This is a genomic window from uncultured Oscillibacter sp. (assembly GCF_947654275.1).
Classification (GTDB): domain Bacteria; phylum Bacillota; class Clostridia; order Oscillospirales; family Oscillospiraceae; genus Oscillibacter.
In genome coordinates, this window is sequence record NZ_CANTJS010000110.1 from 1 (window position 1) to 2649 (window position 2649).

General features: G+C 58.4%; 3 protein-coding genes. All 3 read right to left on the reverse strand.

Going from position 1 to position 2649, the window contains the following annotated elements; genetic code table 11:
* Positions 1-32: 32 nt before the first annotated feature.
* The 3 genes from Q0063_RS14620 to Q0063_RS14630 are packed head-to-tail and all read right to left on the reverse strand — an operon-like array spanning position 33 to position 2532.
* The gene (locus Q0063_RS14620; protein ID WP_297872683.1) at positions 33-1703 is read right to left on the reverse strand and encodes a recombinase family protein; all 1671 of its coding nucleotides are present in this window, start codon (positions 1701-1703) and stop codon (positions 33-35) included.
* 36 nt (positions 1704-1739) lie between these two features.
* Entirely contained in the window at positions 1740-1895 is a 156-nt protein-coding gene (locus tag Q0063_RS14625; protein WP_297872684.1) for a hypothetical protein, read from the reverse strand.
* A 49-nt stretch (positions 1896-1944) separates the two neighbouring features.
* Positions 1945-2532, reverse strand: coding sequence for a tyrosine-type recombinase/integrase (locus Q0063_RS14630; RefSeq protein ID WP_367180394.1), 588 nt, complete (start codon positions 2530-2532; stop codon positions 1945-1947).
* Between the last annotated feature and the right edge of the window lie 117 nt (positions 2533-2649).

Below are 2649 nucleotides of genomic sequence, written 5' to 3' on the forward strand. Positions count from 1 at the left end.
ACGCCAACCTCCCTTGGTGTGCCTCCTCCATCTTAAGCGGGTTTCTCAGCAGAATTTTTCTCGCCATTTTTGGCCAATTCTCCGATAAATTTGTAGAAAATCCGCACACTTTGTCGGTAAGGCTGGTTGGCCCGGGCTGCGGCCTTGTGAGAGCCGTTTTCGTAGATCTTGGGCCCGATCTCGATACGGTCCACGAAGGTAACCAGGGTGTCCCGGTCCAACTCATCCAGGTGGGTATAGGACCGGGCCAGCGCGAAGAATTGGGCGTAGCTGTCCGCCGTCTGCTGGGCGGGGCTGGGGGCGTTCAGCTCCTTCAGCATTGCCTTCAGCCCGGCGGATTCCTTTTCCAGGTCGGCCACCATGCGGCTCAGGCGGTCGTCGTCCAGCTTGCCCATTGCGTTGTCGGTGTACAGCTTGGTGACGATTTTGTCGATGGCCGTGATCCGAGCCTCCGCCCGCTCCTTTTTCATCTGCCGGGTCTTGAGGTTTTCCGCGCTCCCCATCCGCCTGACGGCCTCCTGAACCAGCGCGTCCACTTCTTCATCGCTGAGGGCCAGCAGGTTGTTCAGGTCCTGCCGCACTAGCTCTACCAGATCGGCGTAGCGGATGCGCACCCCCTGGCAGGGGTTGGAAATGTCCTGGCGCTGGTGGGTACAGGAGAGATACCAGTATTTCTCCCGCTCCCCCTTGTACACCATACCGCAGGAGCAGAGAGCGTGCCCACACTTGCCGCACACCGCCAAACCACCGAAGATACTCTTTCGCACGTGATTATAGGCCCGGTAGTTCCGGCTGCCCCGGCCCAGATTTTCCTGGGCCCGCTGGAACAGCGCCTTATCCACCAGCGGCGGATGGGTGTTCTCGGTCACCGCCCAGTTGTCCCTCGGGACCGCCACTTTCTTCTTAGACTTGACGCTGACCTTCTTGCTCCTGCCCAACAGGGTGTGGCCCAGATACACCGGGTTTTTCAAGATGCGTTTTACTGTGGTGTAATTCCAAGTGTCCGAAGCATGGGCCGCGCCCTCCTCACTGAACTCGTCCCGGTACAGTACCCGGTATTTCAGCGGCGGGATCACCCCGTCGGCGTTCAGGTCCAGGGCGATCTTCCGGGAAGAGTCCCCCGCCGCCGCCCGCCGGAAGATGCGTTCCACCACCGGGGCAGTGGCCTCGTCCGGAGTCAGGCGGTGCCGGTTCTCCCGGTCCTTGCGGTAGCCGTAGGGCGGACAGGCGCAGTATTGCCCGCTCTCCCGTTTGCTCCTCAGCACGTCCTTCACCTTGCGGGAACCGTCCCGGAGATAGACCTCGTTCATGGCGAAGAGGAACGGGGCCATGATGTTGTCGTGCTCGGTGTCGAAATTGTCCGCGATGGCAAGGAACTGGATACCGTGCTCGGGGAAAAACTGCTCGGCGTAGTAGCTGGCCTCCCGCATATCGCGTCCCAACCGGCTGAGGTCCTTGGTGATGACCAGGTTGGCCTTGCCCTGTTCCAGCTGCTTCAGCATCTCCTTGAAGCCGGGGCGGTTGAAGTTTCCGCCGGAGTAGCCGTCGTCCACAAATTCCCGGACGAGGGTGATGTTGTTCTGCTTGCAGTAGTTCTGCACGATCATGCGCTGGTTGGTGATACTGGACGATTCCCCGCCCTGGGCCTCCTCGTTGGACAGCCGCAGGTAGGCAAAGGCCAGTGTGAATCTGCCGGTTTTCATGCTCGCCTCCTCCGGTGAACCGGCCCACTGGCTTGATTATACCCCATGGCCGTGGTCTCCGTCAATGGACTGGGCCATTGGAATATTTTGGGCTAACCGTTCCGCCATCAGCTCGGACAGCGGGCGTGTCCCCTGAAAGACCCGCTGCAGTTCGTAGGTGACCTGGCCTATGGTGATGATTTGCTGTTCCATTGCATCGCCTCCGGGGTTATTCTGCTCCGGAACAGGGACGTTTATCCCACTATTTCCCATCCGCACCATTCTTTGGGATGAAGGCTAGGTAGCCTCGTGTAACATCGGGCCGCTCATGGCCTAGCAGTTGGGAGACACGGAGGCTGGCGCTGAGGGGGCTCATGCCGCTGTCGATGGACTTCTGATAGGTTCGGGCGGCGTAGCTGTGGCGCAGGCCGTGGAGGGTCATGGGGTGGGTAGAACCTTCATCTTGGATTTGCGGTCTCACCTTATAAATGTACTGCTGGAGCCGGGCAATTGCGATGTCAGTGGACACACCGTCAGGAACAAACAACTTGTGCCCTCGAGATGTGACAGCCAGCAACTTTTTCAGTTCAATGGAAATGCTTTCGCTGATGGGGACTGACCGGACTTTACCACCTTTGCCCTTGATGGTGATGGCGTTTTCACGGAGGGCCTGTTCCCCGATGACTGTGTCGATGCGGAAGCACTCGTGGATGCGCAGTCCGGCGTACCAGGTCAAGCAGGCGATATTTCGTCCGCTCCATCTTGTCGTGAAAGAGACGGATGGCAGCCAGATCAGTCTTAATGGTGGAGGCGGATTTTCCCTGCTCCTGCATATAGAGGACATAGGCATCACTTCTGCGCCTAAAGATAGGAGAGCGTTGGATGGAGGAAAAATCTGGACAAGAGAGACGAATGATGCTGTAATTTCCGCATGAATGACGGAATCTTATGAGAGATATCTTCCGTA